The organism is Photobacterium sp. J15, assembly GCF_963870815.1.
Lineage (GTDB): Bacteria > Pseudomonadota > Gammaproteobacteria > Enterobacterales > Vibrionaceae > Photobacterium > Photobacterium marinum.
The window spans coordinates 219,551-244,700 of record NZ_CAWMUI010000001.1 but is presented as its reverse complement, the minus strand read 5'-3'; the positions used below and the strand labels follow the sequence as shown (position 1 = coordinate 244,700).

Here is a 25,150-nt window from a genome sequence, read left to right as displayed (position 1 = left end):
CTACTCCACAACCGGTTCACTGAACAGCTGAAGCTCAATCTCACCCTCGTCAGCAAGCCGACGCAACGTGGTAATAAGTTGGGAACGGGCTTCTTCGACCGCGCTGAGACGAACTCGTCCCTTGCCTTCCATTGCTTCGCGCAGGTACTGAGCCGCACGCTTCGGCATAGTGCCAAAAATCTTGTCCTGCAAAGCCTGCTCGCTGCCTTTCAGTGCAGTTGCCAGCAGTTCCTGATCGACTTCCTCGACCAGACGCTCCAGCGTATCTTCGGTCTGGCGTACCAGAATGTCGAAGTTGTACATCTTGCTTTCCAGCGTTGAAACCAGCTCCGGATCCAGTTCTTTCAGTCCCAGCATTACTTGCTGGCTCTGATCGCCGTTCAGGCGGTTGATGATCTCGCTTGCCTTCTCGGTACCATCGATCAGAGTACTGTTCTGCTGCCCCACCTGAGAAAGGAATTTCTCCAACAGAACATGAACCTCATCGATCATGTTCGGGTGGACTTCTTTCAGGTTAGCCAAACGGAAAAGCAAGTCATCCAGATTTTCTGTCGGCAGACGTGCCAGCAGCTGAGTAGCGACTTCCGGCTCAAGGTAAGCCAGGAATACCGCCTGCATCTGCGGGTGTTCACCTGAAATCAGCTCAGCCAGCTTGGCTGGCTCCAGCCACTGCAGACGCTGCAAGTTATGTTTAAGCGAGTCGCCGTAAATAGAGTCCAGCAAAGGCTGGGACAGAGACTGTCCCAATGCCTTGTTCAAGGTGCGCTCAAGGTAGTTACGAGATGCACCTGAAATGCCCGACTCCGTCTTGAAGTCATTGAAAAAACGTTGAAAAACATTTTCAGCTTCGGTCTTTTTCACGGCAGGGATATTAGCCATCGCAATTGACAGCTGACGCACCTGCTCACGATCAAGTTGTTTGAGCACATTAGCTGCCGCTTCTTCACCCATGCTCAACAGCAGGATAGCAGCCTGTTCCATTCCAGGATTATTCTCGGTCGTCGTCATCTTTCGGTGTAATCCACTGTTTAACTACATGAGCAACACGCTCTGGTTCTTTCTCAGACAGCATCTGAAGGTAAGACAGCTGCGCTTCAAGACCCGTTTCAGGGCTCGGCAACTCAGGCAGTTCTTCGCTCGAAACAACAGAGCTCAAACCAGGAGTTGCAGTTTGGGTTGCCACCACTTCGGCATCAGATTCAGTATCCTGACTCTCAACTTCACCGGCAGCAGGTACCGTTGCCACTGCGGTTGACGTTTCTTTCTCAGGCAGGTTTTCAGCCTCAGGGATCATCAGCTCGTTCGCTTTATTAGCGCCAGACAGCTGACGTATTGCAGGGCGAACAACAACCAGCAGAATCACCAATGCAACCAGTGCGGACAACAGATAACGCAGGTAATCAAGCCAAATTGGCTGCGTCCACCATGATGGCTCATCGGCCAGCAGGTTAGCGTCACCACGATTGAACGGATAAACCACAACGCTGAACTTATCGCCCCGGGCTGTATCAATACCAATCGAGTCAGCCAGCATCTGCTTAATGTCCTGCAACTGTGTCTGGCTGAATGCATCCGGCTGACCATTTAACAGCACCGACACACTCAGACGCTTAATCTGCCCCTGCTGGTACAGGGTATGCTTCAAAGTACGATCAATCGCGAAGTCACGAGATGATTCACCACGCTCATTACCCTGGTTCTTATCGGCATCCTCTTCACCTTCCTCCGGCGGACGGTTGCTCAGTGCACCAGGTACACCCTGAGCAGGCTTGCCGATACGGCGATCATAAGTGCTGTATTCATTCGCTACCGTACCGTCCGGCGCGTACAGTTCTTCTGTCGCTTCAACACGGTCAAAGTTAATATCTGCCGCCACTTCAACCTGGAAGTTTTCCATGCCGACCAGCGGACGCAGCATGCGGGATGCTCGCTCAATATAGCTACGCTCCAGCTTCTGAACATATTCCAGGTAACGGCTGCTGTTACGGCCATGTTTGCCATCATCATTGATCACAGCTGACAACAGGTTACCCTGCTGATCGATCACATTAACGCGCTCTGAACTTAAGTCCGGCACACTGCCGGCAACCAGATTCACGATAGCAGTGACCTGCTCGGTGTTCAGGCTCTGCCCCGGACGCAGCGAGACCACAACCGATGCTGATGGTTGCTCTTTCTCGCGGCGAACAAACAGAGTTTGCTTCGGAATCGCCAAGTGAACTCGAACATTGCTCACCGGATCCAGTGCCATGATGCTGCGCGCCAGTTCGCCTTCAAGGCCGTGACGGTAGCGGGCATTCTCAATAAACTGACTGGTACCCAGGCTGGAGTCCTGCGACAGAATTTCCAAACCTGTTGGCAACTGAGCCTCAATACCTGCCGAAGCCATCGCCATGCGAGCTTGGCCCAAACTGTGACGATCCACCATGATGGTGCCCTGCTGAGGGTCGATGTAGAAATCCATCCCTTTCTGCTCAAGTACAGACAGCACTTGGGCACGGTCAAAGTTTTCATGCTCACCGTACAGCGGACGATACTGGGTATTGCCCTGCCACAGACCAATCACCACCACAGAAGCAACTAGAGTAGCAATGATCCCCAGCAGTACCATCAGTCGGGCACCGGAAAACAGCTGCCCTATGCTTGAAGGGCCGGCGATACCAGCCAGCCTTTGTTTAATTAATTCAGTCACTTAATTCGTCTCATTACACCGGCATTTTCATGACGTCATCATAAGCAGTAAGCAGCTTATTACGCACCTGCACCATAGCGGCAAACGACAGGCTAGCTTTCTGGCTGGCAACCATAGCGCCAACCAAGTCATCACTCTTTCCGGTATCAACCGCAGTCATCATGGCTGATGCTTCTTTACCTTGCTGGTCGACACTGGTGATCGCCTGCGAAATAACATCCGTGAAGTTGACCGGGTTTGTCTGGTTAACCGTCATCGGATTCGGGGCAATCTGCATTGGCTCCAGCGTATTCATCTGAGCCTGAATCTCATTCATCTGGCTAAGCGGCAATTGCATGCTCATCACTTTATCTTGCATATCAGGTTCTCGCGTAATGACGGTTCAGTTACGAATAATTTAAATTGGTTGCAGCAAAATCCGTGTTTTGCCCAGTAATAATTTTTTCAACATCCAGTCCCTGCTCGCGCATTGTCTGGATCTTGTATCTCAGAGCCCGGGTTGAGACCCCCAACTCTTCGGCGGTTTTGCTGCGGTGACCGTTAAACCGGCGCAGCGTTTCAATAATGGTGTCAAACTCAGCCAGCTTACGACTCTTCTGCAAATTCGGCTTGGCGTCACTTTCGGCAGCCTGTTGCCTCACCGGCAAAACATTCATCTCAGCAAGCGGCTCAACAGACGGTTCCTGTCTTGCTTGTACCGGCAGCATCAAATCTTCGCCTCGGATTAAACAGCCTCTGCTCATAACCAACGCACGCTGAATAACATTTTCCAGTTCACGGACATTGCCCGGCCAGTCATAGCTACGTAGTGCCAGCTGAGCTTCCTCTGTGAACTCTGTCGCCAACTGATCATTCGGCATATGTCTAGCAAGCAAATGGCGTGCCAGAGGAACGATGTCTTCCCGACGCTCTTTCAGAGTTGCGCAGTACATTGGAAAAACATTCAGGCGGTAATACAAGTCAGCACGGAAACGGCCTTCGGCAACTTCCTTTTCCAGGTCGCGGTTGGTTGCCGCCAGAACCCGGATATCCAGTTTAATCTTCTGATGGCTGCCTAAGCGCTCAACCTCACGTTCCTGCAATACTCGCAACAACTTAGTCTGCAGTGACAATGGCAGCTCACCGATTTCATCCAGCATCAGAGTGCCGCCGTTGGCAATCTCCAACTTACCCGCCTGAGCAGAAGTAGCACCGGTAAACGCACCTTTGGTGTGACCAAACAGGATCGATTCAATCATGGTTTCCGGAATCGCAGCACAGTTAATAGCGACAAACGGACCAGAGGCGCGCGGGGATGATTCATGAATAAAACGGGCCAGCACTTCTTTACCGGTACCGCTCTCACCGTTGATCAGTACAGAAGCATCAGCCTGAGCAACTCGTTGTGCCAGCTGGAATAACTGCTTGCTCTGGTGAGACTCAGCGACAATTGCCTGACGCTGCCGCTCAGGCTGAAGACGCTGAACCAGCTGGCTCAGGTGCATGTGACCGAACGGGATCAGTAGGTAATCCATGGCACCTTGCTGCAAAGCCCGCGTTACCTGGGCAACATGCTGCAGCTCGGAAACAACAACCACTTCACCTTTATAGCGAGGTTGTACCAGCTTGATCAGGTCAGCAGCCTCGGTGCCGTCCGGCAACCAGGCAGGTACCAAAACCAGATCCCAGTGGTGCTGGGTAAGCAGGGTCAGACAATCAGCCAGATCAGCTGTTTGGATTAATTGGTACCCTTTAGCTTCGCCCTCTGACAGAACCTGTTCTAAACCAGGGTGTAAAGGGTGAAACATTAAAACTTGCCAATTCTTCTTCATTTACTAACCTGCCGCAGACTTTTTAATTAAACGTACTGTTACCCGTCGATTCTTCTTTCGTCCCAATTCCAGAGAGTTATCAGCGATAGGATAGCGATCGCCATGAGAACGAATTTGAATCATCTTATGGGGAATGCCGAACTCAATCAGCGCCGCCGCCACTTCCTCTGCCCGTTCCCGGGACATTCTGAGCTTCACACCGACCCGCCCCTGGCTATCGGAGTGACCATCAATCAGGATCTTACTGATTGATTTGGTTTCCCTGATGTATTCCGCAATACCACGCAATGCACGCAGGCTATCTTTCGATACCGAGGTCGATCCCGATGGGAAATAGAATTCACTGTTTCTGACCTGCTGATAGTTAACCGGCAGCAGGTGATTACGACATGTCAGAAAATCTTCAGCAGGTTCCTGGAAATTAATATTAGGTAAAACGACACTGTCAGTTATTTGACGTTCGTCTTTTAGCTGGACTTTGACCCACGTTCCATTTTTTAATTTTTCAAACACCACATCGGCCTGGTGAACCACTAACTCACCAGTAAGTGGAGAAAAATTAATCATCCCAATATCATAGATAAGCTTAGTGGCATTATTCGCCCAAACTGCAGGCATTTCATACAAAGAACGATATGCAATTTGTTTTTTCAGCTCGTTAGACTTAATTTCCAGACGAGTTTCCTCACCCGCCTCAGCAATAATTGCAGCTACACCAAAATCTTCTATTTCGTGCGAAATAGAACACATCGTTTTATTTCCTTTATATGTCCAATGACTATTATCCAGAGCCGACATCCGGGTATTCTCCCGGCTGTACCCCTGGGTTGAAGCCAATAACATCAACAAGGTAGCAACACTTCGTCTAACCATCACAAGCCTAAATAACGTTGTATGTGTTTCGTTGGTGATTAAGGGTAAAAGTCCCCCTGTCGCTGGAATTACCATCGACAAAATCATTTATATTTTCCGGCCAATCTAATATTTGACTATTGCAAAACTGTTAAGCCACAGAGAAAAACAAAAGGAAACAACACCTTAAATCCGTCACACCGACAGGTTTTCCATATATATGAGAGGGTTATCAATCCAACCGATGTTTGGGCGTCATATTTATTTTATTATTTTGCTAAATGAGAAAACATTCGGGTTTATCTGTCAACTGTCAATAAAATGAACACCACCAGAATAACGCACGGTAATATTTTGACGTATGCATCAAATAATATATTTGTTTGACAAAGCCATTGCTCAAACGGTAGTCTCCCGCGCCTAACAAGCACAGTGCAAACACTCTAAGGTGATGTGCACTGCCTAGTATATCGGAAAAAATAATTTGACAGGAAGCAAAATTCGCGAAAATATTGGGTTTACAAACGAACAATAAATGAACAAAACATCAATATTTTACGCTCTTGTTAATATCTTTATATATAAGGCCAAAAGATATTAATAAGTGGTGCTTTATAAGTGTGAGGTCCATTCCAGTATTTAATAACCATTATTAATTAAATATTAACTTGGCCGTTACTCTTTAATTAATGAGCATCTTTAAGCTCAGTAATAATAAAAATATTAAAAGCATTATTGCGATCTTGATTCATAGTTTTAAATATTCAACGTAATTAATACATTTTTCGAAAAACACAAATTCCATTGGTTGCCATAGGTTATGACGAAAAAGAGCAAAATAATCTCCGAACTTGATCAGGTTGAAGTTCGAGCATTTGATCTCGCGAGCCCGGAACACCGTATTGGCGCCCTTCAAGCCATCATTGACAATGTCTGCAAGCAGTTTGAAAGATCGGCTCGCCAGTCTTTCCATCACCTGCTTCGCCACCCAGTAGAATTCCGCTTTGAGCAACAAGACACGCTCAAGCTGCAGGACTATCTGCAACAGCTGAAAAAGCCAAGCCTGTATCGCGAGTTCATGGTAAGCCCGCATGACCTGCACGGTGCTGTCTCTATCGATGGCGACCTGCTTTTCTTCATGGTTGATCTGTTCTTCGGTGGCAGCGGCAACAATAAACGCCGCCAGAATGACATGAGTGATACCGAGCTGCGTCTGGTTGAGCTTTTCTTCAATCAAGCGCTGGAACAATTTTCCAACGGCTGGCACAGCATCACAAACTGGCAAAGCACTCTGACAGAAAAGAACACCCTGCGCCTGGGTAACCCGATGCAGAATAATCAGCTTTACCAGGTGTGTCGTTTTACCCTTGAGGTCAGTGGTCACCAAGGCTGGTTTGATATTGCGCTACCTTTTGGAGGGCTCGATTTTTTGCGCGATCAGCAGTGCAAACCTGCTGACGTTGAAGCCGACCCTGAACTTCAGGCCAAAATCCAGGAAAAGCTGTGCCATATACCAATGCGCCTGATGACCACCCTGTGTGAGCGACGTCTGGCGCTGGGTGATGTGATGGATTTGAAACCAGGTGATGTTATTCCTGTGGAGCTTCCGGGCGAAGTGACCGTGCGCGCAGGTAAGACATCCCTCTTCAAGGCCCGTATTGCAGAAAACAACTCTAGCCTTGTTTTGCAGATTCAAGATGTGATTAAACAGTAACAGGAACCACCATGTCTGAACAAACCGAAGATCTGAATATTGACCTTGATGAACTTGACCTGGGTAGCCTGAGTCAGGAACCGCAAAGTGCAAATGCAACCGCTCAACAGGACATGTCGTTTATCCGCAATATTCCGGTAAACCTGACCCTGGAAGTAGCCAGTACCGAACTGATGGTAGGCGATCTAATGAATGTTTCACTGGGTACAGTTATCGAGCTTGATAAACTGAGCGGTGAAGCGATGGACGTAAAAGTGAACGGTACGCTACTGGGTCATGCCGAAGTGGTTATCGTGAACAACAAATACGGCCTGCGTCTGGTAAATGTTGTTGATGACAACGACATGCTAAAGGGACTGACCAAGTAATGCGTCGCATCTGGGTTGTACTGGCCTGCCTGTTATTCAGCGTTCCTGCGCTGGCACAGGATCTGCCGCTGCTAACCATTAATGGTCCGAACGGCGCGGAAGAGTACAGCGTGAAGCTGCAAATCTTCCTGCTGATGACTGCACTGGCTTTTTTGCCAGCCATGCTGCTGATGGTGACCAGTTTTACCCGGATCATCATCGTACTGGGCATCTTGCGCCAGGCGATGGGTCTACAGCAAAGTCCGCCTAACCGGGTACTCATCGGTATAGCCCTGACCCTGTCGCTGTTTATCATGCGCCCGGTTCTTTATGAAGTCTACGATAACGCCATTGTTCCCTACCAGAGCGGTTCAATGACCATGGTCGAAGCACTGAATACAGCTGAAAAACCATTGCGCCACTTTATGCTGCAGCAAACCCGTGAGACGGATCTGGAGCAAATCCTGCGTATTGCCAATGAACCGGCGCCGAATAACATGGAAGAGCTCGACTTTCTGATTGTGATGCCAGCCTTCATTCTCAGCGAGCTGAAAACCGCGTTTCAAATCGGCTTCATGCTGTTTATCCCGTTTTTGATCATCGATATCGTGGTCGCCAGTGTTCTGATGGCGATGGGTATGATGATGCTTTCACCCCTGATTATTTCGCTGCCGTTCAAGCTAATGATTTTCGTCATGGTGGATGGCTGGTCTATGACCGTTGGCACACTAAGCGCAAGTTTCGGATAGAGTATGGGAACAGAATTTCTCGCTACATTTTTCGGCGAGGCATTGATGATTATCGTCAGTATGGTCTGTGTGATGATCATCCCCAGCCTGATTATCGGCCTGCTTGTCAGTATTTTTCAGGCTGCGACCCAAATCAACGAGCAAACGCTCAGCTTCCTGCCACGTCTGTTGATGACACTGGCGATGCTAGGCTTTGCCGGTCCGTGGCTGCTACGTACGCTGGGTGATCTGTTCAACCGCTTATTCCTCAACATCCCGCACCTGATCGGCTGACGACGCCATGCTAGACATTTCAGCCGCTCAGTTAACGGCATGGCTTGGACAGATCTGGTGGCCTTTCTTCCGCCTCAGTGCTGCCATGATGCTGATGCCGATTTTTGGCGGCAACGGCGTCCCTGTACGGGTACGTATCGGCCTGGCATTCATGATCAGCATCCTTGCGGCACCGTTGATGCCAGCAATGCCAAGTGTCGACCCACTTTCCCTTGAAGCTCTGCTACTGGCCGCCCAACAGATGGTGATCGGCGGCCTAATGGGACTGATGCTGGAACTGCTGTTTGCGGTCTTTACTACCATGGGCCAGATCCTGTCAATGCAAATGGGTCTGGGTATGGCAATGATGAACGACCCAATCAACGGCGTCAGCATCCCGGCACTGGGTAAGTATTACCAGGTTTATACCCTACTGCTGTTTCTGGCTCTGGACGGTCATTTAATCGCACTGGATGTCATTGTCCGCAGTTTCGAAGTCTGGCCGGTTGGTGACATGCCGAGCCAGGATGCACTCTACAGCGTCATTATGCGTTTCGGCTGGATGATGGCAGCAGCTCTGTTACTGGCACTGCCGGCGGTATGTGCCATGCTGCTGGTTAACGGCTCATTCGGCATGATGAACCGGGCAGCACCGCAATTGAACGTCTTTGCCCTCGGTTTTCCGATGACCATGATGCTTGGTCTGATCTGCCTGCTGATCACAACCTCAGGTATTCCGGAGAACTTCACCCGTCTCTGCAGTGAAACCCTGCAGCTGATGGCCAATATGGAGGCGCGCTGATGAGTGATAACAGCAGTCAGGACAAAACGGAACAGCCCAGTCAGCAGAAACTGCGCAAGGCCAGAGAGGAAGGTAACCTCCCCCGCTCAAAAGAGCTGGTCACCGCACTGATGACTGTGGGTGCCGCCCTATTGCTGACCGGCTTTGCAGGCTCGATGGCCGAAATGTTCAAAGTAGTCACTAACCTCAACATGGCATTGCCGAAAGAAGCGGCTTTTGAAACCGAGTACATGTTCAAACATCTGTCGGAAAGCCTGATCGCCATGGTCAAGGCCATCGGCCCAATGCTGGGCATGCTGATGTTTATTACCGTGCTGGCAAACCTGCTCCGCGGTGGCTGGAATATGTCGGTTAAATCAGCCCAACCGAAGTTTTCCAAGCTGAATCCGATTTCGGGTATCAAGCGGATGTTCTCGACCAAGTCACTGGCCGAGCTGGTGAAAAGTATTCTGAAGGTAACGCTGATCAGCGGCACCTTGTACTGGTTGCTCAACAGCCACCTGACACAAATAGTCACACTCCAGCGCCTGCCGCTGCCGGAGGCTATCCTGCAGACCATTGACCTGCTGTGGCTGGGCCTGTTCAGCTTTGGCCTGGCGCTGCTGCTGATTGCTGTGCTCGAAATGCCTTACGCCGGCTGGGAGTACACCAAACAGCTGAAGATGACCAAACAAGAGGTAAAAGAAGAACATAAAAACAACGAAGGTAAGCCGGAAGTTAAAGCTAAGATCCGCCAGCTGCAACGTCAGATGTCACAGCGGCAGATGATGAAATCCGTCCCACAGGCCGATGTCGTTATCACCAACCCGACTCACTACGCCGTCGCCCTGAAATATGATTTAGATAAGGCTGGTGCACCGTTTGTTATCGCCAAAGCAGTGGATCAGGCAGCGTTGCAAATGCAGCAGATTGCCCGCCAGCATAACCGCCCGGTGGTCGAAATCCCGCCACTGACCCGTGCGGTGTATTACTCAACCAACGAGTGGCAGGAAATTCCAGCTCCGCTGTACGTGGCCGTCGCCCACGTACTGACATTTGTCTTCCAGATGGAGCAATACAAACAGGGACGTCAGGAACACAAACCTGAATTCCCGCAAGTTACGATTCCACAAGAATTACGTCGCTAACAGGAACTGAGCTAGATGAAACATAAACTCACCCCGTTACTGCAGCTACTCGCCAAGGGACAACTTGGTATCCCGCTGCTCCTGATGACGATACTGGCTATGGTGATCCTGCCTATCCCACCGATGGTGCTGGATATGCTGTTCACCTTCAATATCGTCCTGGCGCTGCTGGTAATGCTGGTCAGTGTTTACAGCAAACGCCCGCTCGATTTCTCGGTATTCCCGAGCATCCTGCTGGTTGCGACCCTGTTGCGTCTGGCGCTGAACGTCGCCTCAACCCGAGTAGTATTGCTCAACGGTCATGACGGCGGAGCCGCAGCCGGTAAGGTAATCGAAGCCTTCGGTGATGTGGTGATCGGCGGTAACTACGTCGTCGGTATGGTGGTGTTCGTGATCCTGATGATCATCAACTTCGTCGTGGTTACCAAAGGTGGTGAGCGTATATCGGAAGTAAGCGCCCGCTTCACTCTTGATGCGATGCCAGGTAAACAGATGGCTATCGATGCCGACCTGAACGCCGGTATCATCGACCATATACAGGCCAAGACCCGCCGTGAAGAAGTTGCCCGTGAGGCCGATTTCTACGGTTCGATGGACGGTGCCTCGAAGTTCGTCCGCGGTGATGCCGTGGCGGGTATGCTGATCCTGTTCATCAACATCATCGGTGGTATCAGCATCGGTGTATTCCAGTACGGCCTGTCATTCTCTGATGCATTTCAGACTTACGCCCTACTGACTATCGGTGACGGCCTGGTAGCCCAGATCCCTTCACTGTTGCTGGCGACCTCTGCTGCTATCATCGTGACCCGTGTCGCTGACAGCGACAACCTGTCCAAACAAATCAGCAGGCAAATGCTGGCTTCACCGACGGCCCTGTTTGTGGTTGCCGGAATCATGCTGATTCTGGGCCTGATCCCGGGCATGCCGCACATGGCGTTCCTGTGTTTTGCCGGTGTGGTTGGCCTGACGGCATGGCGGATGCGCAATTACGAGAATCCGACCAAACAGGAAGATCTCGAACGTGCCGAACAGATTGTGGAACAGCATGACCAGCCGGAAAACAAAGAGCTGGTTGTCGGAGACATCCCGCTGGTTCATGCCATGAGCCTGAATGTCGGTTTCCGTCTGGTGAACCTGATCGACCGCCGCCAGGGCGCAGAACTGCTTAACCGCCTGGTGGGTATCCGCAAGACCCTGACCGAACAGCGTGGTTTCGTGATCCCGCAAATTCACGTTAAAGACGATTTGGGGCTGGAAGCCAGCCAGTACCAAATCCTGATCCGTGGAGCCAAAGTCGTCCAGGCTGAACTGGAAATGGATCACTTACTGGCGATTAACCCTGGTCAGGTCTATGGAAACGTCGATGGTATCCTGACCAAAGATCCGGCCTATGGGATGGAAGCAGTCTGGATCACACCGTCAGACAAGGACAAAGCCGTAAACCTGGGCTATACCGTGGTGGATCACGCAACCATCATCTCGACCCATGTCAGTAAGATTATCAATGACCATATCGAAGATATCCTGAGTCCGGAAGAAATCTCCGGCGTAATCGATCGCCTGGCAACCATCAACAGCAAGCTGGCTGAAGATCTGCAAAAGAAACTGACGCCACAGCAACTGCTACGGGTATTCCGCCAACTGGCGATTGAAGGCGTATCCCTGTCTGACATCGTGACCATTTCCAACTCACTGGTCGAATCGGCAGAACTGTCGCAGGATCCGATCCTGCTGGCCGCGGATGTCCGTTGCGTTCTACGCCGGGTAATTTTGGGCAGCCTGATCGGCATGCGCCCGGATGTACCAGCGGTCACCCTGTCAAGTGAACTGGAAAATGTTCTGCTCGGTGCCCTAAGCCAGGCCCAGTCCGGCGGTCATGTCCAACTCGATGGTTTTGCCCTAGAGCCGACAGTTATCGAAAAGCTTCAGCGCACCCTGCCGGAAGTGCTGGATAACATGCGCCTGCACGGCCATCCGCCGATTCTACTGGTACTGCCTCAGCTTCGCCCGCTACTGGCCCGCTATGCGAGGGTCTGTGCCCGCGGCCTGCATGTACTGTCGTTCAATGAGATCCCGGATGACAAGAGCGTGTCCGTGGTCGGGAACATGGGATAATTCCCGGACAAGTAAACCTTATCAATACGCCGGCAACTGCCGGCGTATTCTTTATGGAAACCAACAAATATTAAGCCTAACCGGTTTCACGGATCTGCTGATTCAAAAACGCCCTCAGCTTTAGCGGCTTGACCGGCTTGCTGATAAATTTAAATCCATGAGCTTTCACCGCCTGCTGAGTTTCTGCCGTCCGGTCGGCACTGATCACCGCACCCCGGAAAACGTTACCTAACTGCAAAGTGCATTGCTGCAACACCTGCAACCCGGTCTGGTTATGCGCCAGATGATAATCGCTGAGCACAACATCAGGCTGCCAGTCGTCAGTTAACTGTGCCATGGCTTCGGCCACCGTTTCTGCCAGCCGGACATCACAACCCCAGCGAACCAGCAGGTTTTCCATTCCCAGCAAAATATCCGGTTCGTTATCGACACACAAAATACGCAGACCGGCCAGGGGAGCTGACTGTCCCACCGTTTCCGATGATGCATCGCTCTGGATCTGATGTAACGGTTTAACTAATACTCCACGGTGAACCGTCAGGGAAAATACCGTCCCTTTCCCCGGCCATGACCGCAGTGATAATGAATGCTCCAACACCCGACTGATCCCGCGAGCTATCGCCAGCCCCAATCCGAGGCCGTGATCAGCCCCTGAGTGCTCTATCCGGGTAAACTCCTCAAAAATATGTGCCTGCTTTTCTTCCGGTATGCCGGGGCCGTTATCCCAGACTTCTATTTGCAGTACGTTTTGCAACAGGTTTTTCCGGTCATTTTGTTTCCGACGCACGCCCAGCACTACCCTGCCGTTCGGGTTATAACGAAACGCATTGGTGAGGAAATTTTGCAATGCACGACGCAGCAGTTTCGGATCAGAGACAATCACAGCATCACTGTGGACTACCTCAAAATTGATCCCCTGCTGGCGTGCCAGCGCGCTGAATTCAGCATTCAGGGTGTCGAGTACCTCACTGACAGGAAACGGATGCACATGAACCTGCAGTTTCCCCGACTCCAGCCGTGAAACATCAAGCAAATCACCAATCAAATCTTCCGCAGCCCCCAGCGCACTCTCAATGTGACGGGCCAACTGAATGGTCTCCTTGTCTTTGGCCATTTCGGTCAGCGACGAAGAAAACAGCCGCGCAGCATTGAGCGGCTGCATCAAATCATGGCTCACAGCCGCCAGAAACCGGCCTTTCGAACTGGCTTGCAGCTCTGCCTGCTGTGTAGCAGCCACCAACTGCCGGTTCAGTGACTCTAGCTCCCGGGTCCGTAGTCTAACCCGCTCCTCCAAGTGTTCATTGGCTTCTTTCAGCGCCTGCTCGGCTTGGCGGAAAGCGGTAATGTCAGTAAAACTCATCACAAAACCGCCACCGGGCATCGGATTACCCTGCACTTCAATCACCAAACCGTCAGGCCGGGTGCGGGCGGAAGTATGAGCTGTCCCGCGCTTGAGGTGTGCCACCCGTTTGGCGACATGCTCTTCTACATCCCCCGGACCGCACAGTCCTTGCCGGGCATTGTGGCGGATCACATCAGCAATCGGCCTGCCGACCTGGATCAGCCCCGGCGGAAACGAAAACATTTCCAGATATCGGTGGTTCCAGGCCACCAGCCGCAGCTGTTTATCAACCACGGTGATCCCCTGACTGATATGTTCAATCGCTCCCTGTAACAAACCTCGGCTAAAATCAAACAGCTCCGACGCTTCATCGACAATGGTCGCGACTTCTTCCAGTTGCATGTTGCGCCCCTGCAAGGCAGAGGTCAGAACCAGACGGGCAGACGATGCCCCAAATACTCCGGCCAGCACTCGCTCGGTATGTCGGATCAACGAAGCCGTTGCCTGCATCTGCGCCATCACCGGCTCCTGATGTTGTTCGGCATACTGGCGGAAAGCATTCTTGACCCGTTTTCGCCCGACAAACCGGGCAGCCAACATCTCCAGCTCTCCCACCGTCACCCGGGTCTGATATAGGCTGACATCTTCCGTTTCCGGTAACGGCGCACCAACAAAGGCCGCGGCCTGCAAACGCTCGCTCAGAGAAGTACGGGAAGCCAAAGACACCAGCATATACAGAGAAACATTGACACTCAGACTGAGCAGCATTCCCCAGTCAACAGAGGAAAGCTCACCGAGCAATGGCCACTGTGGCGGCGCCAGCAACCACAGCAACAGGTTGTTGTCTGCGGTTCCAGCCAACATGTTGGTCTGCCCCATCATGGTGATCACCCAAACAGCCGAACCACCGGCCAAACCGGCAAACACCCCGTTACGGTTCCCGTCGCGCCAGTACAATCCCCCCAGCAGCGGCGGAGCAAACTGGGCAATGGCCGCAAACGACAACAGCCCTATGGCAGACAGTGACTCAATCTCATCTAATGCCAGATGAAAGAAAAGCGCCGCCAACAGCAGCACAACTATCAGCCCCCGACGGACATTGAGTAACAGGCCGGAAAAGGCACCGAAATCCTGTCCCGAAATCCGCAAACGACGCAATAACAAAGGCAGGACCAAATCATTAGACGCCATGATCGCCAGCGCAATAGTAGACACAATCACCATCCCGCTGGCAGCCGATGTCCCACCGAGAAAAGCCAACAAAGCAATACTGTCAGCTCCTTGTTGAAGGGGCAGACTGATCACATAAGTATCGGCTGCGATATGTGGCAACAACACCTGACCGGCAAGCGCCAACGGAACAACAAACAGCCCCATCAACAGCAGGTAAACCGGAAAAACCTTCCGGGCAGTATGCAAATCCTGGGCACGGTTATTTTCGACCACAGTAGTATGGAACTGGCGGGGCAGACAGATAATGGCCGCCATGGTCAGCAAAGTATGGATCAACAGGCTGGCCATATTCGGTGAATGGGGCAACAGGTAAGCCTGTTGCAACAACTTGATATCCGGCAGTTCAAACAACACACCGCAAACAAAGACGCCGACAACCAGAAACGCCGCCAGCTTAACCAACGATTCAAAAGCCACAGCCATCATCATCCCGCGATGATGCTCAGTGGTATCAATATGCCGGGTTCCGAACAACACGGTAAACACTGCCAGCGCCAAAGTCACCAGCCAGGCGATATCACTGTTACCAAGATCCTGAACTTTCCCTAAATCCGGAGCCACCAGCTCCAGCCCCATCGTAATCGCTCTAAGCTGCAGAGAGATATAGGGCAGAATACCGACGACAGCAATAACGGTCACCAACACTGCCAGCCCCTGCGATTTGCCGTAACGGGCAGCAATAAAGTCGGCAATAGAAGTGATATGTTCCCGTTTGGCAATCAGGATCAGACGCGCCAGGATCCGCCAGCCGACGGTAAACACCAGGATCGGTGCTAAATAGATAGGTAAAAAGGACCAGACATTCTGGCTAGCCTGTCCGACCGTGCCATAAAAGGTCCATGAGGTGCAGTAAACTGCAATTGAAAGGCTATAAATCCACGGCCGCAAACCTGCCATCCACTGCGGTTTCCGATCGCCGTACCAGGCAATTAAAAACAGCAGCCCCAGATAAGTAAGCGAGACCGGCACGACAATCCATCCCTGTGCCATGTGCGTTCCCTGACTGATTGAAAATGCGAAATACCGAAGGGCAAATTATCTGATGAATTTACTCTGGTTTAAGCATAGTAGCGAATATTCATCCGCTAGCTCAATCAGGGGGATCACAGTTCCGGTCAGGACACAGTGTCGCCGGTCTCGCTCCGTAAATTAATGAATAAATTTAGCAGCTTGCTGCTGCATACGACTCTCGTTGCGGCTCAAGCTTCATAAACAGCACTGGCGCCCCCATCGCAGCCATCAGCCAGAACATATCTGCGCCCCAGATGCCATACAGCCAACCGCTCACCGCGGTCATCAGCGCCATGAAGGCACCCAGCGGCAACGCATTGTAAAGTGCCTGCAATGCCACCACCTGATTGCTCTTGGCATTCTGGATATAACGGATCGCCGCCAGGTGAGCCGCAGCAAATGTCACACCGTGAAGGGCCTGAGATACAACTAGTACCGGCAGCTCAGTCATACTTGCAGTAATACCCCAGCGCAGCAGAACACCCACTGCCGCCAGGCGGAACATAGCCGATACGCTCCAACCAGCAAAAATACGCTTACTGAACGCAAACACCGCTACTTCCGCAACCACACTGAAGCTCCACAGGTAACCGATCACCGCTTCGCTGTAACCAACCTCTTTCCAGTAAATCGCACTGAAGCTGTAGTAAGCGGCGTGGCTGCCCTGCAATAAAGCAACTATCACCAGGAACAGAACAACCTGGCTGTCACGCATCATTTTCAGCAGTGCCGGACGGGCTTCGTTATGGCTATCATCCGATTTAGGCTCCACCGTCGGGCGACGCATCGCGAATAACAAGGTCGCCACAAGGCCGGCAACCGCAACCCAAGGGATAATGCTCGGATCATATTTCGCCGCCAGCATCCCAACCACTGTTGAACCGGCAATAAAGGCAATCGAGCCCCACAGGCGGGTACGACCATAGTCTAAGTGGCCGTCATTAGCATAGTGGTTTGCCAGAGCATCAGACAATGGAACAATCGGCCCCACCAGCAGGTTGAAAATAACAGTCACTGCCGTCAGCGCCCATAAGCTGCTACCGCAGTATATAAAGACAATACAGCTAATAAGAGAGGCAAGCGCCAGCCAACGCAGCGCCGGGATCAGATGCTCAGCTTTGTGAATGCGTGGTGTGATCACCAGGTTCGCAAAACAGCGAACCCCCAGCCCAAGGCCCAGCAACAGGCCGATATTGGAGGCACTGACTCCTAGATGGGCAAACCATAACGCCCAAAAAGGAAGGTAAACACCATAGTTAAAGAAAAAACCGAGCAGATACTGCGAGGTCCATCCATAGGGACTACTTCGAAACATGCCAAGTCCTATATGCAGAGTGAAGAATAAATTGAGCGCCTATTATGCATATTCTGCCTTCCCACCCAAACGAAATTATCAGACAAAATCCCTTCCCCTTTTTCAAACAGAAGACGAATTCCGGTTCACAGCTAGACTAAAGTCGGCTGGAGCCGAGGGCATTCCTGGGCGACACTGCCAACATAGATACGGTACTCAGATACTTTCAAACAGGTACTAAGTACACGATCTGTCAGCCGTATCCAAACCTACTGGAGGGTTGCCATGCCTGATACATTCGATACCTCACTGCCACCGTTTGACCGACTACTGGAAGATCAGCAACGCACCCTGCAACAATCACTGGATATCGGTTATTTCCGTGGCGGCGAGATCATTATTGAAGCCGGAGAGCCAAGCCCTCACCTCTTCATTATTATTAAAGGCTATGTCGAGGAAACAGCCACAGACAGTCAGGAAATCTTCGCCCACTACTCTGCCGATGACATGTTTGATGTCCGGGCCCAACTGGAACAACGCAGCCGACACCGCTATACCGCGCTGGAAGACACCCTATGTTACCTGCTGCCACGGGAAGTCTTTACCGACCTTTATCAGGCCAACGGCGAGTTTGCCGCCTACTTCGACAACAACCTAGCCCGACGCCGACAACTGCTTGAAGATGCCCATCAGCAACAAAGTTTGGCTGAATTTATCCTGACCAAAGTCAGTGATGACAATATCCAGCCTTGCCTGATTGTCCCGGCAGACACTGACCTGTGTACCATCACTAAGCAGATGCAAAACAAAGGAACTGATGCTGCCCTGGTCAAACTCGATACTGCAGAAAATAGAGCAAACCAATATGGCATCGTCACCCGTACCGACCTGCTCCATGCCGTTATGCTTGAAGCTTGTCTGCCAGCAACATCGGTCAGCCAGATAGCCGCCACACCAGTAATCAGTGTCCGCAAAGGCGACTTCCTGTTTAACGCCATGTTGGCGATGACCCGCCACAAAGTTAAACGGGTTTCGGTTTTAGATGGCAATGCGGTTATCGGGATGTTGGATCTGCCCCAGGTACTGAGCCTGTTTTCCACCCACTCCCACGTCCTGACCCTACAGATCGCCAGGGCAGAAACCGTTGAAGAGCTGGCCTTAGCGGCCCGAGGGCAAAACCGACTGGTCGAGACCTTATTTAACAACGGCATCCATACCCAATTTGTGACGGAGCTGATCGCCACCGTCAACGAGCAAATTATCGAAAAAGCCTTTCGGTTAGAGGTTCCTCACTCTATGCATGATTATTGCTGCCTGGTGGTAATGGGTTCGGAAGGACGGGGAGAGCAAATTCTCAAAACCGATCAGGACAATGCCCTGATTATTAAAGACGGCATCGACTGGCCCGACTGTCAGCAAGTAATGGAAGAGTTCAGCCACACCCTGCTCCAGCTCGGCTACCCGAGCTGCCCCGGTAAAGTGATGGTCAGCAACCCCAAGTGGGTCAAACATCAAAGTGAGTGGTTACAAACCATCAGCAATGCTACTCAGACAGGTAACGGTGAAACCATGATGGAGCTGGCGATTATGGCCGACAGCCATGCCGTTGCCGGTAACACCGAACTGCTGAAACCGGTACTTGGCCACCTCCGCCAACAATTTGTCCAGCAGGAATTACTCCTGGCGACCTTCACCCGCCCGGCCCTGACCTTCAGTGTCCCGCTGACCCTGTTCGGCAACCTCAAATCCGGCAAAGAAGGGCTGGATATCAAGCGTGGCGGGATCTTTCCGATAGTTCACGGTATTCGCGCCCTGACCCTTGAACATAACATCGCTGACAACAATACCTTCCGACGGATTGAACAGCTGGAAAAGCACAGCGTACTAGAGCCTTCCACCTCATCCAATCTGAGTGAAGCTCTGAAACTCTTTATCAAGCTCCGCCTGCGGCAGCAGTTGAGTCACCCGGACCACGGGCTGCAACACCATCTGGATATCAGCCAGCTCAACCGCTCCGAACGCGACCTGCTCCGCCACAGCCTGCATGTCGTCAAGAAATTTAAAGAGTGGCTCGGTTACCACTACCAAATCCGAGATTAAAAACAAAAAGCGAGAGACATAATAAAAGAGGAAACAACCATGAACAGCTTACGACGATGGTGGTATCTGCAAAAATTGGCAAACAGCCCATACCAATTTCTGTTTGAACGCTACCGGGGCGATGAGCTGGTTTCACTCGACTGCGAAACCACCAGCCTCGACCCTCACTCTGCCGAACTGGTAACCATTGCCGCCACCCAGATCAAGGCCAACCGTATTATAACCAGCCAGTCACTAAGACTGATCTTACAAGCGCCCGGCAGCCTCAATGCCGATTCCATCGCCATACACGGCTTTCGTCATCAGGATCTCAGTGAGGGGGTGGATGAACAACAAGCTCTGTTATCTCTTTTGTCCTTTATCGGCAACCGCCCGTTGGTTGGTTATCACATCCGCTATGACAAGACGATCCTCGACCGCTACTTCCGTCGACTGCTCGGCTTTCCCCTGCCCAACAAAACCGTGGAAGTCAGCCATCTCTACCATGAGCGACTGGAAAGATTGCTGCCCAACGCCTGCTACGATCTGAGCCTGGAAGCCATCAGCCGCCACCTTGAACTCCCCAAACCACAACGCCATGACGCCCTGCAGGATGCCATTGCCGCCGCGCTGATTTATGTCCGCCTCAAACACGGGGACATCCCGCCCCTGCGTTGTGCCTGACCTCTAAATGCCGGTTACCGGCAACTTTTTTATCTGTTTTTGAACTAAAACGGCTCTTTTTCCCTTCGTTTTCCCCCAGTCATCCTAAAGTCTAATTGTGACTATTCGGAATCTGACAGAAGTTATTAATTACACACAATACAAACAATAAGAACCAGCCGGTCCGGAACGGACAATGACGGAAACACAAGGAGAAAATAATAATGAGTGAGGTTCATATCTATCCGGTCTACAAGGAAATCGCCGCCAAGGCCCATATCAACGATGAGCAATACCGCGAGATGTACCAGCATTCCGTCGTTAATCCAGAAGGGTTCTGGCGAGAACATGGCCAGGTTGTTGACTGGATCCAGCCTTACACCAAAGTGAAAAACACCTCGTTTGATACCGGACACGTCAGTATCAAATGGTTTGAAGACGGTGTTCTGAACGTCTCTGCCAACTGTATCGACCGCCACCTTGCAAGCCGCGGTGACCAGGTTGCCATCATCTGGGAAGGTGACGACCCGGCCGACGATGCCACCCTGACCTACAATGAGTTACACCAGCAGGTGTGCCAGTTTGCCAATGCGCTGAAAAGCCAAGGCGTCCGCAAAGGCGATGTGGTCTGCCTTTACATGCCGATGGTCGCCGAAGCGGCCGTTGCCATGCTGGCCTGTACCCGCATCGGTGCCGTTCACACCATTGTCTTTGGCGGCTTCTCACCGGAGGCACTGGCCGGCCGTATCACAGACTCAGATGCCAAAGTCGTGGTCACTGCCGATGAAGGGATCCGTGGCGGACGAGCTGTACCGCTGAAGAAAAACGTTGATGCGGCACTGGCAAATGAAGAAGTCACCAGTGTCGAGAAAGTCATTGTCTTTAAACGCACCGGAGCAGAAGTCGCGTGGGATGACGACCGCGATGTCTGGTGGCACGAAACAACAGCTGTCGCCTCAACCCACTGTGAACCAGAGCCGATGAACGCCGAAGACCCGATGTTTATTCTCTATACCTCGGGCTCAACCGGTAAGCCAAAAGGTGTGCTGCACACCACTGGCGGTTACCTGGTGTATGCCACCATGACCTTCAAGTATGTGTTTGACTACCATGACGGTGATATCTATTGGTGTACCGCAGATGTCGGCTGGATCACCGGCCACAGCTATCTGGTCTACGGCCCGTTATCCAACGGTGCCACAACAATCTTGTTCGAAGGGGTGCCGAACTACCCATCCACCAGCCGCATGAGCGAGGTGGTCGACAAGCATGGCGTCAACATCCTGTACACAGCCCCGACCGCTATCCGCGCCCTGATGGCCAAAGGCGACCAAGCTATTGAAGGCACCGAGCGTTCGACCCTGCGCATCTTGGGCTCGGTCGGTGAACCGATTAACCCGGAAGCCTGGGAGTGGTACCACCGCACTATCGGTAACAGCTTCTGTCCGATTGTCGATACCTGGTGGCAAACCGAAACCGGCGGCATCCTGATCACCCCGCTACCCGGCGCGACCGAGCTCAAGCCAGGCTCCGCCACCCGCCCGTTCTTCGGCGTCCAGCCGGCCCTGGTTGATAACATCGGCAATATCATCGATGGGGAAGCAGAAGGCAACCTGGTGATGCTTGACTCCTGGCCGGGACAAATGCGGACCCTATGGGGTGATCATGAGCGCTTTGAGCAAACCTACTTCTCAACCTTCAAAGGCATGTACTTCACCGGCGACGGCGCCCGCCGCGACGAAGACGGCTATTACTGGATCACCGGCCGGGTCGATGACGTTCTGAACGTATCCGGACACCGTATGGGAACCGCCGAAATTGAATCGGCTCTGGTGGCCTTCGACAAAATCGCTGAAGCCGCGGTTGTCGGGGTACCTCATGACATCAAAGGACAGGCAATCTACGCCTATATCACCCTTAACGCCGGCGAAATCCCGAGTGCCGAGCTGCACAAAGAGGTGAAAGAGTGGGTGCGCAAGGAAATCGGCCCGATCGCCACCCCAGACTTCCTGCACTGGACCGACGCCCTACCAAAAACCCGTTCAGGCAAGATCATGCGCCGAATTCTGCGCAAAATCGCCACCGGCGATACCGGCACACTGGGCGATACCTCAACACTGGCCGATCCGAGTGTGGTCGAAAAGCTGATAGCCGAAAAGCAACAGGTTCTTTAAACCATCAACATAAAGCCGCCTTCGGGCGGCTTTGCTTTTCTTTGATATCGATTACAATATCAACGACTGGTTACAAAATCATCGCGTAGGATCGCGTACTTTCTCCCCCAAACCGACTACACTAATAGAGATTTTCACTCCCAATCCACACTGTTTCTGTATTCAGGAAGCGGATTAAAGCGACATCAGGGATAAAAATCGCGAACTCAGCCACAACTTAAAACAACTTAAATATATCCGGCTGAACTCTGCATTCTCGCAGCCATCTAATGCAATGACTCAATAATTACAGCGTACAGGTGTCCACAAAAAACTGTGGTGATTAGACCAGTATTTTGCTGCGATTTGCATTGAATTCACTATAATTGCTCTCCAAGCGTGTTTTGGCAGCTAAAATTGGGACACAAGGAAGCAGAATTGTTGTTCTCTGCACATTGTTAGAGTAAAACGTCAAAAAACGAGTGATTTAACGTCAAGATGTCGACCATTCAACGAATTTTACTGATTAACGGCCCTAACCTGAATCTACTGGGCCTTCGCGAACCAGGCCACTACGGTCAGAGTACCCTGGCTGAAATCGTGACGAATTTAACTGCCAAAGCAACTGAACTTGGTGTGACGCTTGAGCACATTCAGTCCAACGCAGAGCATGAGCTGATCGATGCCATCCACAATGCCCGAGGCAATGTGGATTTCATCATTATCAACCCGGCCGCTTTCACTCACACCAGTGTGGCGATCCGTGATGCCCTGCTCGGGGTCAGTATCCCGTTTATTGAAGTGCACCTGTCCAACGTCCATGCCCGTGAGCCATTCCGCCACCATTCTTACCTGTCTGACGTCGCTGTCGGGGTGATCTGCGGTCTTGGCCCGGATGGTTATGAATTCGCCCTGCGTGCAGCTGTACGACGCCTGCAAGCAGAAAGCTAAATGAACATATAGATAAGAGAAAGATAAATGGATATTCGTAAGATTAAAAAGCTAATTGAACTGGTTGAAGAGTCTGGTATCTCGGAACTTGAAATCTCTGAAGGCGAAGAATCAGTACGCATCAGCCGTAGTTCGACTGTTGCAACTGTAGCAGCTCCGGCACAAGTTGTTGCTGCAGCACCTGCGCCAGTAGCAGCTCCGGCACCAGCTCAAGCAGCACCAGCAGAAGCTCCGGCGGCGCCGGCTGCACCTGCGGGCCATCAGGTTCTTTCTCCAATGGTTGGTACTTTCTACCGCGCGCCAAGCCCAGATGCGAAAGCATTCGTAGAAGTAGGCCAGAGCGTGAATGTTGGTGACACACTGTGCATCGTTGAAGCAATGAAGATGATGAACCAGATCGAAGCAGACAAAGCAGGTACTGTTGTTGCGATCCTGGCTGAAGACGGTGATGCAGTCGAGTTCGACCAGCCTCTAGTTATCATCGAGTAACCGGGGCTGTCTATGTTAGATAAATTAGTTATCGCCAACCGAGGCGAAATCGCGCTGCGTATCTTGCGCGCGTGTAAAGAACTGGGCATCAAAACTGTTGCCGTTCACTCAACTGCTGACCGCGATCTGAAGCACGTACTGCTGGCAGACGAGTCAGTATGTATCGGTCCTGCTCGCGGCACCGAAAGTTACCTGAACATTCCGCGTATTATCAGTGCGGCTGAAATCACCGGTGCGGTAGCTATCCACCCGGGTTACGGTTTCCTGTCTGAAAACGCAGACTTCGCCGAGCAGGTTGAGCGCAGCGGCTTCATCTTCGTTGGCCCGAAAGCCGATACCATCCGTATGATGGGTGACAAAGTGTCTGCAATCACCGCGATGAAAAAAGCTGGCGTACCTTGTGTACCAGGCTCTGACGGCCCGCTGGATGACGACGAAGCAAGAAACAAAGCCTTCGCTAAACGTATCGGCTACCCGGTGATCATCAAGGCATCCGGTGGCGGCGGCGGTCGTGGTATGCGTGTGGTTCGCAGCGAAGCTGAGCTGACCGAAGCGATTGCCATGACCCGTGCAGAAGCAAAAGCAGCCTTCAACAATGACATGGTTTACATGGAGAAATTCCTGGAAAACCCTCGTCACATTGAAGTGCAGGTACTGGCTGACGGCCAGGGCGGTGCTATCCACCTGGGTGAGCGTGACTGTTCAATGCAGCGTCGCCACCAGAAGGTTGTTGAAGAAGCACCGGCTCCGGGCATCACCGAAGAGATGCGTAAGTACATCGGTGAGCGCTGCTGCCGTGCTTGTATCGAAATCGGCTACCGTGGTGCGGGTACATTCGAATTCCTGTATGAAAACGGCGAGTTCTACTTCATTGAAATGAACACCCGTATCCAGGTTGAGCACCCAGTGACCGAAATGGTAACCGGCGTTGACCTGATCAAAGAGCAGCTGCGCATTGCAGCAGGCCAGCCACTGTCATTCAGCCAGAAAGACATCCAGATCCGCGGCCACGCGGTTGAGTGTCGTATCAATGCTGAAGATCCGGAGCGTTTCCTGCCATGTCCTGGCAAGATTGAGCGCTTCCACGCGCCGGGCGGCATGGGTATCCGTTGGGAATCACACATCTACAGCGGCTACACAGTACCACCGCACTACGACTCAATGATCGGTAAGCTGATTGCCTACGGTGAGAACCGTGATGTTGCAATTTCACGTATGCGTAACGCGCTGGGTGAAATGATCATCGACGGCATCAAGACCAACGTTCCTCTGCAGCAGGACATCATGGCTGACGAGAACTTCCAGCACGGTGGTGCAAACATCCACTATCTGGAAAAGAAACTGGGTCTGCAATAATTGCAAAACCACAGATACAAAAGGCTGCCTCAGGCAGCCTTTTTTAGTTCAATCAATGGCAATTTGATGTGTTTTCTAGCGCTGAATTCTAACTTTTGCCACAATACCCCACCTTATT

General features: G+C 51.8%; 20 protein-coding genes. 13 read left to right on the top strand and 7 right to left on the bottom strand.

What is annotated here, in order from left to right:
• Genes fliG through AACQ93_RS01130 form a run of 5 tightly spaced genes read right to left on the bottom strand, consistent with a single transcriptional unit; the run spans window position 1 to window position 5,376 of the window.
• Window positions 1-1,008 carry a flagellar motor switch protein FliG gene (gene fliG / locus AACQ93_RS01150; protein WP_064601631.1) on the bottom strand — a complete coding sequence of 336 codons (1,008 nt, stop codon included), beginning with the start codon at window positions 1,006-1,008 and terminating at the stop codon, window positions 1-3.
• A complete protein-coding gene (gene fliF, locus AACQ93_RS01145; protein WP_064601630.1) occupies window positions 989-2,692 on the bottom strand; it encodes a flagellar basal-body MS-ring/collar protein FliF in 1,704 nt (567 codons plus the stop codon). The genes fliG and fliF overlap by 20 nt, the downstream gene beginning before the upstream one ends.
• Window positions 2,693-2,705: 13 nt before the next feature.
• Entirely contained in the window at window positions 2,706-3,050 is a 345-nt protein-coding gene (gene fliE / locus AACQ93_RS01140; RefSeq protein ID WP_064601629.1) for a flagellar hook-basal body complex protein FliE, read from the bottom strand.
• Between the two features lie 28 nt (window positions 3,051-3,078).
• Window positions 3,079-4,479 (bottom strand): sigma-54 dependent transcriptional regulator, encoded by a 1,401-nt coding sequence (locus AACQ93_RS01135; protein WP_064606436.1) that lies wholly within the window; start codon window positions 4,477-4,479, stop codon window positions 3,079-3,081.
• Between the two features lie 27 nt (window positions 4,480-4,506).
• A complete protein-coding gene (locus AACQ93_RS01130; protein ID WP_232323263.1) occupies window positions 4,507-5,376 on the bottom strand; it encodes an OmpA family protein in 870 nt (289 codons plus the stop codon).
• Window positions 5,377-6,175: 799 nt separating this feature from the next.
• Here AACQ93_RS01130 and AACQ93_RS01125 point away from each other — a divergent pair.
• From AACQ93_RS01125 to flhA, 7 genes are read left to right on the top strand one after another with little or no spacing between them, the layout of a single operon-like run.
• The gene (locus AACQ93_RS01125) at window positions 6,176-7,069 is read left to right on the top strand and encodes a flagellar motor switch protein FliM (RefSeq protein ID WP_064601627.1); all 894 of its coding nucleotides are present in this window, start codon (window positions 6,176-6,178) and stop codon (window positions 7,067-7,069) included.
• 11 nt (window positions 7,070-7,080) lie between these two features.
• On the top strand, window positions 7,081-7,437 hold the full coding sequence (fliN, locus tag AACQ93_RS01120; protein WP_064601626.1) for a flagellar motor switch protein FliN: 357 nt from the start codon (window positions 7,081-7,083) through the stop codon (window positions 7,435-7,437).
• On the top strand, window positions 7,437-8,165 hold the full coding sequence (gene fliP / locus AACQ93_RS01115; protein ID WP_064601625.1) for a flagellar type III secretion system pore protein FliP: 729 nt from the start codon (window positions 7,437-7,439) through the stop codon (window positions 8,163-8,165). Before fliN ends, fliP begins: the two co-directional genes overlap by 1 nt.
• Window positions 8,166-8,168: 3 nt before the next feature.
• Window positions 8,169-8,438, top strand: a complete 270-nt coding sequence (locus AACQ93_RS01110; protein WP_007462886.1) for a flagellar biosynthetic protein FliQ — start codon at window positions 8,169-8,171, stop codon at window positions 8,436-8,438.
• 7 nt (window positions 8,439-8,445) lie between these two features.
• Window positions 8,446-9,219 (top strand): flagellar biosynthetic protein FliR, encoded by a 774-nt coding sequence (fliR, locus tag AACQ93_RS01105; protein WP_064601624.1) that lies wholly within the window; start codon window positions 8,446-8,448, stop codon window positions 9,217-9,219.
• Complete coding sequence (gene flhB, locus AACQ93_RS01100) at window positions 9,219-10,346, top strand: flagellar biosynthesis protein FlhB (RefSeq protein ID WP_064601623.1); 1,128 nt, start codon at window positions 9,219-9,221, stop codon at window positions 10,344-10,346. The genes fliR and flhB overlap by 1 nt, the downstream gene beginning before the upstream one ends.
• Window positions 10,347-10,361: 15 nt before the next feature.
• Window positions 10,362-12,461, top strand: a complete 2,100-nt coding sequence (flhA, locus tag AACQ93_RS01095; RefSeq protein ID WP_064601622.1) for a flagellar biosynthesis protein FlhA — start codon at window positions 10,362-10,364, stop codon at window positions 12,459-12,461.
• Window positions 12,462-12,537: 76 nt separating this feature from the next.
• Here the strand turns inward: flhA and AACQ93_RS01090 are convergent, their stop codons facing one another.
• Both AACQ93_RS01090 and AACQ93_RS01085 read right to left on the bottom strand, forming a co-directional pair.
• Entirely contained in the window at window positions 12,538-16,026 is a 3,489-nt protein-coding gene (locus AACQ93_RS01090; protein ID WP_064601621.1) for a PAS domain-containing hybrid sensor histidine kinase/response regulator, read from the bottom strand.
• A 172-nt stretch (window positions 16,027-16,198) separates the two neighbouring features.
• Complete coding sequence (locus AACQ93_RS01085; RefSeq protein ID WP_064601620.1) at window positions 16,199-17,362, bottom strand: 3-phenylpropionate MFS transporter; 1,164 nt, start codon at window positions 17,360-17,362, stop codon at window positions 16,199-16,201.
• Window positions 17,363-17,626: 264 nt separating this feature from the next.
• Here AACQ93_RS01085 and AACQ93_RS01080 point away from each other — a divergent pair, with 264 nt between their 5' ends.
• From AACQ93_RS01080 to accC, 6 genes are all read left to right on the top strand, one after another.
• Window positions 17,627-19,441, top strand: coding sequence for a DUF294 nucleotidyltransferase-like domain-containing protein (locus AACQ93_RS01080; protein WP_064601619.1), 1,815 nt, complete (start codon window positions 17,627-17,629; stop codon window positions 19,439-19,441).
• 39 nt (window positions 19,442-19,480) lie between these two features.
• Window positions 19,481-20,104: a 3'-5' exonuclease gene (locus tag AACQ93_RS01075; RefSeq protein WP_064601618.1), complete on the top strand. Its 624-nt coding sequence runs from the start codon at window positions 19,481-19,483 to the stop codon at window positions 20,102-20,104.
• Between the two features lie 203 nt (window positions 20,105-20,307).
• Window positions 20,308-22,257, top strand: a complete 1,950-nt coding sequence (gene acs / locus AACQ93_RS01070) for an acetate--CoA ligase (protein ID WP_064601617.1) — start codon at window positions 20,308-20,310, stop codon at window positions 22,255-22,257.
• A gap of 477 nt (window positions 22,258-22,734) precedes the next feature.
• Complete coding sequence (gene aroQ, locus AACQ93_RS01065) at window positions 22,735-23,187, top strand: type II 3-dehydroquinate dehydratase (protein WP_007462866.1); 453 nt, start codon at window positions 22,735-22,737, stop codon at window positions 23,185-23,187.
• A 27-nt stretch (window positions 23,188-23,214) separates the two neighbouring features.
• The gene (accB, locus tag AACQ93_RS01060; protein WP_064601616.1) at window positions 23,215-23,676 is read left to right on the top strand and encodes an acetyl-CoA carboxylase biotin carboxyl carrier protein; all 462 of its coding nucleotides are present in this window, start codon (window positions 23,215-23,217) and stop codon (window positions 23,674-23,676) included.
• 12 nt (window positions 23,677-23,688) lie between these two features.
• Window positions 23,689-25,032, top strand: a complete 1,344-nt coding sequence (gene accC / locus AACQ93_RS01055; RefSeq protein ID WP_007462862.1) for an acetyl-CoA carboxylase biotin carboxylase subunit — start codon at window positions 23,689-23,691, stop codon at window positions 25,030-25,032.
• The last annotated feature ends 118 nt before the right edge of the window (window positions 25,033-25,150 follow it).

Excerpts from the sequence above, each read along its gene's own strand:
- fliG (WP_064601631.1), bottom strand. The coding sequence starts at position 1,008 with ATGACGACGACCGAGAATAATCCTGGAATGGAACAGGCTGCTATCCTG.
- fliE (WP_064601629.1), bottom strand. The coding sequence starts at position 3,050 with ATGCAAGATAAAGTGATGAGCATGCAATTGCCGCTTAGCCAGATGAAT.
- AACQ93_RS01135 (WP_064606436.1), bottom strand. The coding sequence starts at position 4,479 with ATGTTTCACCCTTTACACCCTGGTTTAGAACAGGTTCTGTCAGAGGGC.
- AACQ93_RS01130 (WP_232323263.1), bottom strand. The coding sequence starts at position 5,376 with ATGGTTAGACGAAGTGTTGCTACCTTGTTGATGTTATTGGCTTCAACC.
- AACQ93_RS01125 (WP_064601627.1), top strand. The coding sequence starts at position 6,176 with ATGACGAAAAAGAGCAAAATAATCTCCGAACTTGATCAGGTTGAAGTT.
- fliN (WP_064601626.1), top strand. The coding sequence starts at position 7,081 with ATGTCTGAACAAACCGAAGATCTGAATATTGACCTTGATGAACTTGAC.
- fliP (WP_064601625.1), top strand. The coding sequence starts at position 7,437 with ATGCGTCGCATCTGGGTTGTACTGGCCTGCCTGTTATTCAGCGTTCCT.
- AACQ93_RS01110 (WP_007462886.1), top strand. The coding sequence starts at position 8,169 with ATGGGAACAGAATTTCTCGCTACATTTTTCGGCGAGGCATTGATGATT.
- fliR (WP_064601624.1), top strand. The coding sequence starts at position 8,446 with ATGCTAGACATTTCAGCCGCTCAGTTAACGGCATGGCTTGGACAGATC.
- flhB (WP_064601623.1), top strand. The coding sequence starts at position 9,219 with ATGAGTGATAACAGCAGTCAGGACAAAACGGAACAGCCCAGTCAGCAG.
- flhA (WP_064601622.1), top strand. The coding sequence starts at position 10,362 with ATGAAACATAAACTCACCCCGTTACTGCAGCTACTCGCCAAGGGACAA.
- AACQ93_RS01090 (WP_064601621.1), bottom strand. The coding sequence starts at position 16,026 with ATGGCACAGGGATGGATTGTCGTGCCGGTCTCGCTTACTTATCTGGGG.
- AACQ93_RS01085 (WP_064601620.1), bottom strand. The coding sequence starts at position 17,362 with ATGTTTCGAAGTAGTCCCTATGGATGGACCTCGCAGTATCTGCTCGGT.
- AACQ93_RS01080 (WP_064601619.1), top strand. The coding sequence starts at position 17,627 with ATGCCTGATACATTCGATACCTCACTGCCACCGTTTGACCGACTACTG.
- AACQ93_RS01075 (WP_064601618.1), top strand. The coding sequence starts at position 19,481 with ATGAACAGCTTACGACGATGGTGGTATCTGCAAAAATTGGCAAACAGC.
- acs (WP_064601617.1), top strand. The coding sequence starts at position 20,308 with ATGAGTGAGGTTCATATCTATCCGGTCTACAAGGAAATCGCCGCCAAG.
- aroQ (WP_007462866.1), top strand. The coding sequence starts at position 22,735 with ATGTCGACCATTCAACGAATTTTACTGATTAACGGCCCTAACCTGAAT.
- accB (WP_064601616.1), top strand. The coding sequence starts at position 23,215 with ATGGATATTCGTAAGATTAAAAAGCTAATTGAACTGGTTGAAGAGTCT.
- accC (WP_007462862.1), top strand. The coding sequence starts at position 23,689 with ATGTTAGATAAATTAGTTATCGCCAACCGAGGCGAAATCGCGCTGCGT.